6 protein-coding genes are annotated in these 7,566 nt (G+C 70.2%); all 6 read right to left on the bottom strand.

Annotated elements, in window-relative coordinates; all coding sequences use genetic code 11:
- A partial coding sequence (locus tag FB600_RS36875; RefSeq protein ID WP_145758304.1) for an HlyD family efflux transporter periplasmic adaptor subunit occupies nt 1-1,184 on the bottom strand: 1,184 nt, incomplete at its 3' end.
- Nucleotides 1,185-1,188: 4 nt separating this feature from the next.
- Complete coding sequence (locus FB600_RS36870; protein ID WP_039202682.1) at nt 1,189-2,745, bottom strand: efflux transporter outer membrane subunit; 1,557 nt, start codon at nt 2,743-2,745, stop codon at nt 1,189-1,191.
- The gene (locus FB600_RS36865) at nt 2,742-3,680 is read right to left on the bottom strand and encodes a glycosyltransferase family 2 protein (protein ID WP_017924488.1); all 939 of its coding nucleotides are present in this window, start codon (nt 3,678-3,680) and stop codon (nt 2,742-2,744) included. The genes FB600_RS36870 and FB600_RS36865 overlap by 4 nt, the downstream gene beginning before the upstream one ends.
- 57 nt (nt 3,681-3,737) lie before the next feature.
- Complete coding sequence (locus tag FB600_RS36860; RefSeq protein ID WP_039202688.1) at nt 3,738-5,339, bottom strand: DHA2 family efflux MFS transporter permease subunit; 1,602 nt, start codon at nt 5,337-5,339, stop codon at nt 3,738-3,740.
- Between the two features lie 35 nt (nt 5,340-5,374).
- Nucleotides 5,375-6,733 (bottom strand): glycosyltransferase, encoded by a 1,359-nt coding sequence (locus tag FB600_RS36855; protein ID WP_145758305.1) that lies wholly within the window; start codon nt 6,731-6,733, stop codon nt 5,375-5,377.
- Nucleotides 6,734-6,879: 146 nt separating this feature from the next.
- Nucleotides 6,880-7,566: alpha/beta hydrolase (locus FB600_RS36850; RefSeq protein WP_145758306.1), on the bottom strand; the 687-nt coding region annotated here is incomplete at its 5' end.

Raw genomic sequence — 7,566 nt, 5'->3', positions numbered from 1 at the left:
TTGGCCCGGATCACCGCCTGCGCCGCCGCATCGGCCTCGGCCGCCACGCTGTCGTGCACGCGCGTGCTCTGCCCCGGCAAGGGCGATTCGTTGTCGAGCAGGTGCCCGCCGCGCTCATGCGTGTCGACCGTCACCTGCATCGACAAGCCGATGCGCAGCGGATGCGCCGCCAGGTCAGCCGGCTCGATCGAGATCACCACCGGCACGCGCTGCACCACCTTGATCCAGTTGCCGGCCGCGTTCTGCGAGGGCAGCATCGAGAAGGCGCTGCCGGTGCCGGCCGAGAAACCCTCCACGTGGCCGCGATACACCACCTTCGAGCCATAGATGTCCGACACGATGCTGACCGGTTGCCCGGCACGCATGTTGCGGATCTGCCCTTCCTTGAAATTGGCCTCGATCCACAGCGCCTTCAACTGGATCAGCGACAGCAGCGGCACGCCGGGCCCGACCTGCTGGCCGACCTGCACCGAGCGCTGGCCGACCGTGCCGTCCACCGGCGCGACGATGGTGGCGCGCTTCAGGTTGCGCCAGGCCAGCTTGAACTGCGCGGCGGCCTGCACCACCGAGGGGTTGTCCTCCACCGCGAGCCGGCTGCCGAGCACGCGTGCCGATTCGAGCTGCGCCTGGGCGGCGGCCAGTTGCGCCTGCGCGCCGACCATCTGCGCGCGGGCACGCGCCAGCTCCTCGGGCGAGACCACCTCGACGCTGGCATGCGCGCGCGCCTCGTAGGCGCGTCGCGCCACCTCCAGGTCGGCCTGGCGCGCAGTCACGGCGTCGGCATACATCGCGTTGGACACGCCCGCGTTGGCCGCCTGCCGCACCGCCTGCGCGAGTTGTGCCCTGGCCTGCGCCAGCGATACGGCCGCCTCGGCATCGTCGAGCCGCACCAGCGTCTGCCCCGCGCTCACGCGCTGCGTGTCGCTGACCAGCACGTCGATCACGGTGCCCGGCACCTGCGCGGCGACCTGCACGATATTGCCGGCCACGTAGGCATCGTCGGTCTCCTCGCGGTAACGCCCGCTGAGGAACCAGTAGATCGCGGCGACGATCGCCAGGATCGCCACCAGGCCGAAGAACAGCGCGAAGTGACGGCGCCGCGCCGCGCGCTTCGCCTCGAGCCGGCCTGCATCCTGCGTTGCGCCGGTGGCTTCGCGGCGCGCCTTGTTGTTGTCGTCGTGCATGCGGTCAGTCGAAGTGCGAATCGGTGAGTCGGTCGTGGGGGGGGAAAGCAAGCTCATCATGCGCGATCGCGGGCGCGGCCAGCTTCGTGACGTCGAAGCCGCCGCCCAGTGCATCGATCAGCCCGACGCGCAAGGCGCGCCGCTCGGCCATCAGGTCGATCAACTGGGTGCGCTCGTCCACCAGGGTCAGCCGCGCGTTGTTGACGTCCTTCTCCATGCCGAAGCCGCGGCGGTGCCGCTCGTCGGCGATGTCGACGAGCTTCTGCGCGGCGTCCACCGAGTGCTGCTGCTCGGCGAGCAAGGTATCGACGGTGCGCAGCTGGGTCAACTGGCGGGCCACCTGGCCCAGCGCCTCGTCGACGGTCTTGTTGTAGAGCGCGATGCTGAGGTCGGCATTGGCCACGTCGCCGGCCAGCTTCGCCTTCAGCCGGCCGCGATCGAAGATCGGCAGGGTCACGGCCGGCCCGATCGAGCCGCCGAAGGCGCGGCCCTTGAGCAGACCGGCCGGCGTCAGCGCGAACAGCCCGCCGATCGCCGAGAGATTCACGTTGGGGTAGAAATCGGCCTTGGCACCGTCGACGGCCGAGAACGCGGCCTGCACGCGCAGCCGCGCGGCGACGATGTCGGGCCGTCGGCCCAGCAGGTCCACCGGCAGTTGCGCCGGCAAGGGCGCATCGACCAGGTCGCCCGGATGCGGGCGCTTCAACGCGAGCCCGCGCTCGGGGCCCTTGCCCGTCATCACGCCGATCTGCACCTGGGCCAGCTGGATCTGCTCGTCGACCTGCGCGAGCTGCTTGATCAGCCGTCCGCGCTTGATGGCGGCGTCGTTCGCGTCGTAGGCGTTGTCGATGCCGCGCGCCGCGCGCTCGCGCAGCACCGCGTCGATCTGGTCGCTGGCGCGGCGCTTCTCCTGCAGCAGGTCGCGCTGCGCATAGGCCTGGTCGAGCTGGCAATACAGCGTGACCAGCGCCACCGCGAGCGTGAGCCGCGCCTGCTCGGCGTCGACGCGCGCGGCATCGCGGTTCGACAGCAGCCCGCGCGTGGCAGCCGCGTTGCGCCCCCAGAGATCGATCTGGTAGTTGAAGCCGGCATACAGCGACGAGGACGAGATGCCGGGGTCGCTGAACAGGTCCACCGGCACGTTCACGCCGCCGGCGCGCACGTTGGCCACGCCGTCGCTGCGCGGCACGCGCGCCTTGGTGACCGAGCCGCCGGCCGTGCCGACCAGCCCCGTCATCGAGTCGTATTGCTGCAACTGCGCCTGGGCGATCGCGATGCGCGCCTTGGCGGCCTGCAGGTTCGGGCTGTTCTCGTAGGCTTCGGTCACCAGCTGGTCGAGCTGCGCGTCGCCGAGTTGCCTGACCCAATCGGGCGCGGGCCACGCACCCGCCGGCTGCCCCGCGGTGCCGCTCGTGGCCAGGCCGGCCAGCGCATTCGCGCCGGGCACGCGCGGCTGCACGGTGGTCTTGAAGCCGGACGGCACGCAGCCGGCCAGCGCGAGAATCGCCGCGAGCACGCCGCCCGCGAGTGCCGGACGCGCCGGCAGGAAGCTCCGCTTCATCCGTGGCGCACCCTCTCGCCAAGCCGCGCGGCCCAGCCCGGGCGCGCCTCGTCGAGCGAACCCAGGCGCCCGAACAGGCCGTCGGCGATGCCGAACCAGATGCCCTCGAGCTTGGCGCCCTTGTCGTCCTCGCAGAGCACGATCTGCACCACCTGCCACAAGGTCAGCAGGTTCGGCACGATCGCCACCGGGAAGCGCATGCCGTATTGCATGCCGAGCTGCACGGCGTTGCGCGCGCTGTAGTAGCGGCGATACCAGGGATGGTTCATGGCCGAGATCTCGAACGGGCCGAAGCGATGGCGGCGCTTGTTGCCGATCCGATGCGGCAGCACCAGCGAGGGCACCACATAGACGGGCACGTCGCGCGCCAGCGCGCGAAAGCAGTATTCGGTATCGACGTGGTCGATGAACAGCGCTTCGTCGAAGCGGCCGAGGCGCGCGTAGGCCTCGCGCGAGATCACGCTGCCCGAGGAAATCAGGAAGGCGCAGCGCTGCGCCGGCGTATCGGCGCGCATCGCCAGGCGCCGCACGGTCACGCCGTTGGTGGCGAGCTCGGGCAGGTAGCGCTGCTCGTTCTCGTCGAAGATGCGCGGGCCGGCCAGGAAGGCGCGCGCGCCGAAACCGGCGCAGACCTCGCGCATGGTGGAGAAGAAGCGCGGCGGCACGCTCGAGTCCTGGTCGAACAGCGCCACGGCATCGATGCCGCGCGCGTAGAGCGCGGCAAGCCCGGCGTTGTAGGCGCCGGCGATGCCGCCGCGATTGCCGTGCGCGATCAGCTCGATGCCCTCGCGCAATGCCAGCGCGCGCGCGGCGGGATCGCCGCCGGGCGTGTTGTCGACCACCACCAGCGCATCGCAGTCGCGCGCCAGTTCGCCGATCCGCGCGAGCTGCGCCGCGCTCGGATGGTAGAGGATGATCAATGCCCCGAGTGTCATGGTGTTCCCCGTATCGTTGGCGAGCGGCCGGCGCTGGCGGTCATGGCGCGGCTCCCCTCAATGTCCGATCGTCATCGCGGCGCCGCGCCTGGGGCGCGTCATCCACATCAGGCAGGCCAGCAGCAGGCAGGTCATGCTGGCCATGAAGTACATGTCGCTGGTGGCCATCATGTAGGCCTGCTTCTGCACCACGTTGCTGATCGACAGCAGCTCGCGCGTGCCGCTGATGCCGCTGGCATGCAGGGCGTCGATGTAGCGCTGGGTGTTGCCGTCGGATTTGCGCACCGCCTGCGAGACCACGTCGTAGTGGAAGGTCGCGCGGTTCTCCCACAGCGTCACGCTCATCGCCGTGCCGAACGCGGCCGACAGCGTGCGCAGGAAGTTCGAGAGGCTGGAGGCGGCCGCCAGCTTGTCATCCGGGATGCGCGACAGGGTGGCCGCCGTGAGCGGCACGAAGAAGCACGGCAGGCCCATGCCCTGGATCAACCCGGGCGTGATGACCTGCAGGAAGGTCATGTTGAGCGTGAAGAAATGCGCGTTGTGCCATTGCACGCAGGCAAACACCAGGAAGCCGAAGCTGGCCAGCACGCGCGCGTCGAAGCGGCTCGAATAGAGGCCCACCAGGATCGAGAACAACAGCGCCAGCACCCCGAGCGGCGAGGCGGCCAGCCCCGAATGGAAGGCGTTGTAGCCCATCACGGTCTGCAGCCAGAGCGGGAACACCACGCCCACCACCGAGAACACCATCATCCCCAGCGAGATGATCAGCACGCAGAACGAGAAGGTGCGATCGCGGAACAGGCTCAGGTCCACCACCGGGTGGGCCTCGCCGCGCTCCCAGATCAGCAGCGAGACGATAGACAGCGCGGCCACCACGGCCAGCGTGCGGATCAGCGTCGAATCGAACCAGCCGCGATCGTGACCGAGGTCGAGCATGGCCTGCAGCGCGCCCACGCCGATCACCAGCAGGGCGATGCCGACCACGTCGATCGGGCCGGCGCGGCCGTCGTCGCGGGCCGGCTTGAGCAGCGAGACGCAGACCGTGAACGAGAACAGCCCGACCGGCAGGTTGATCAGGAAGATCCACGGCCAGGAGTAATTGCTGACGATCCAGCCGCCCACCACCGGGCCGAGGATCGGCGCGAGCAGCACCGTCATCGCCCATAGCGCCAGCGCGAGCGTGCGTTTGTCCTGCGGGAAGGCGCGCATCAGGATGGTCTGCGAGAGCGGCACCATCGGCCCGGAGAACAGCCCCTGCATCGCGCGGCAGACCACCAGCACGTTCAGGTCGCTGGCCATGCCGCACAGCAGGGAGGTCAGCGTGAACAGCACGATCGAGGTGACGAACAGGCGCCGCTCGCCGAAGCGGCGCGCGAGCCACCCCGTCAGCGGCACCGCGATCGCGGCCGCCACCGAGTAGGAGCTGATCACCCAGGTGCCCTGGCTGTTCGACACGCCCAGGCTGCCCGAGATCGAGGGCACGGCCACGTTGGTGACGGTCGAGTCGAGCACCTCGATGAAGGTGGCCAGCGACAGCGCGAAGGTCAGCAGCGCCAGGCGCGCGCCGCGCATGGGCTGCTCGGCCTCGCCGGGCGGCGCGGCGCCGCCGCTGGCGCGCGTCAGTTCGCCCGGCGCGTCGAGCGTCGAGGCGGAACGCATACCGGGCTGCGCCGCATCGGCGATCGGCACGCCGCTCATGCACGCGATGCCTGCACGGCGGCCAGGCCGGCGGCGGCGGGCGGCACGGCCGCCGAAGCCGGTTCGGCGCCATCGTCGGCATCCGGCGCGCGGGCGGCACGCGTCGTGGGCGGTGCGAAATCCTCGATGATGCGCGCCGCTTCCATGCAGCCGTCGGGCGCGCCGGCCATGCTCGCGCGGATCGCCGCGCAGCGCCCGGCCATGCCGGCGTCCGCGAGGATCCTCGCCAGCGCGGCCGACAGGGCCGCGCCATCGACCGGCGCGTCGAGCCGCAGCCCGCAGCCGCTGTCGGCCACGCGCTGGGCATTGTCGAACTGGTCGTGCGCGGACGGCATCACCAGTTGCGGGATGCCGGCCTCATAGGCCAGCGAGGCCGTGCCGATGCCGCCGTGATGCACCAGCGCGCGGCAACGCGGCAGCAGCTTGCGCAGCGGCAGGTAGCGCCGTCGCAGGAACCGGGACGCATCGGGCTCGCCGTCGCGGCGCGCCGTATCGGGCGTGATCAGGATGCCGCGCACGCCACTCGCGCGCATCGCCGCGTTCACGACCGCGGCGAACCCGGCGCCATCCACCAGCGTCGAGCCGGCCGTAAACACCACCGGCGGCTCGCCCGAGGAGAGGAACGCCTCGAGTTCCGGATCGGGCGCCGGATCGTCGATGTCGTTGAACAAGGGGAAGCCGGCCAGCCGGTGCCGGGCGGGCCAGTCGGGCTGCGGGGCCGCGAACCAGGCCGGGAACAGGCACAGCACGCCATCGGTGGAATGCAGCCAGCGGCCCAGGATGCGCCGCGCCGGCGCGAGGCCCAGCTCGGCACGCAACGCGTTCAGCCGCGGCCCGCAGACCTTGTCGAGCACGCCGCGCTCGATCAGCGTCATCACCGCGGCGCGCACGCCCAACGGCAGCCAGCGCGGAATCGTCAGGCGCTTGTGGGTGGGCGGCGCATGCGCCGACAGCAAGGTGGAGGGCGACACCTGCACCGAGACATAGGGCGTGCCGTGGCGCTCCTGCAACAGCCGCGCCGAAAACGCCCAGAGCGTGCCGATCAGCACCGTGTCCCGGTCGATCAGTTCGGACAGCTTGTCGAAATGCGGCCGCATCGACGGCGCGATCACGCCCCAGAGCGTGCGGAACGAGGTACGCGGGTTCCACAGCGCGGGATCGGCCATCGCCTGCGCGTATTCCTCGGCGGTGCCGATCGCCACGAAGCGAAAGCCGCAGCGCAGCGCGCTGGCCTCGAACTGCGGATGGGTACAGAACACGACCTCGTGCCCGCGCTCGGCGAGCGCGCGTCCAACGCCGAGCAGCGGGTACACATCACCCGCCGACCCGATCGCCGTGATGATCATCTTCGACATCGACACCGCCTGTGTTGCGCTGGAGGGAATCGGCAGCCGTCGCCTCGCCTACCCGTTCACTCACGCGATCCGGGATGGCCGGGCGCATCACCCGGCTCGCCCGCCGCATTCGCGAGGGGACGCAAGACCACGGAAACCGCCGTGGATCAGGACAGCACCGGCATCGGCGAGAGCGACTCGAAGGCGCCGTCCTTGGCGGTGGCGCCGCGCTCCTCGCAGAAGTAGCCGAGTATCGCGCGGCGCACGCTCTCCTGCTGCTGGCGCCCTTCCAGGTCGAGGAAGTGGCCGGACTTGGGAATCGTCTCGAACTCGGCGCGGCGCACATACGCGCCCAGGCGGCGCACCTCGGCCGGCGTGGTGTATTCGTCGAGCTCACCGTTGATGAACTTGACGCCGCAACCGATCCGCGTGAATTCGTCGAGGTACTTCTCGGGCTGCATCTCGAGGATCTGGTTGACGTGGAAGGCCACCTGGTCCTGCTCGTCACGCGGCAGCTTGGTCAGGTAGCGATAGTTGTAGAGCTTCATGATGCGCGGCAGGTAGCGGCCCACCGTGTCGTTGAGCAACTGCGCCGCATGCAGGTTCTCGCCCGCCGCGATGTGGTCGCGCGCGCGCGTCACGTAATCGACCATCGCGTCGTTGAGGAAGGGCGAGAACGACGCGATCACGGCGCGCTGCACACTCGGGCAGCCACGCGCAAGCGCGAACAGCGAAGCCACCCCGCCCCACGAGACCGACAGCAGGTAGCTCGGGCTGAAGCGCTCGCAGAGATGGAGCAGGATCTCGACCTCGTCGTCCTTGGTCAGCACGAACTTGCTGGTGTTGTGCTGCCG

The organism is Burkholderia sp. SJZ089 (genome assembly GCF_007828315.1).
GTDB classification, from domain to species: Bacteria; Pseudomonadota; Gammaproteobacteria; order Burkholderiales; family Burkholderiaceae; genus Burkholderia; species Burkholderia gladioli.
The sequence above is the reverse complement of the archived record's forward strand: the minus strand, read 5'-3'. Positions and strand labels throughout refer to the sequence as shown.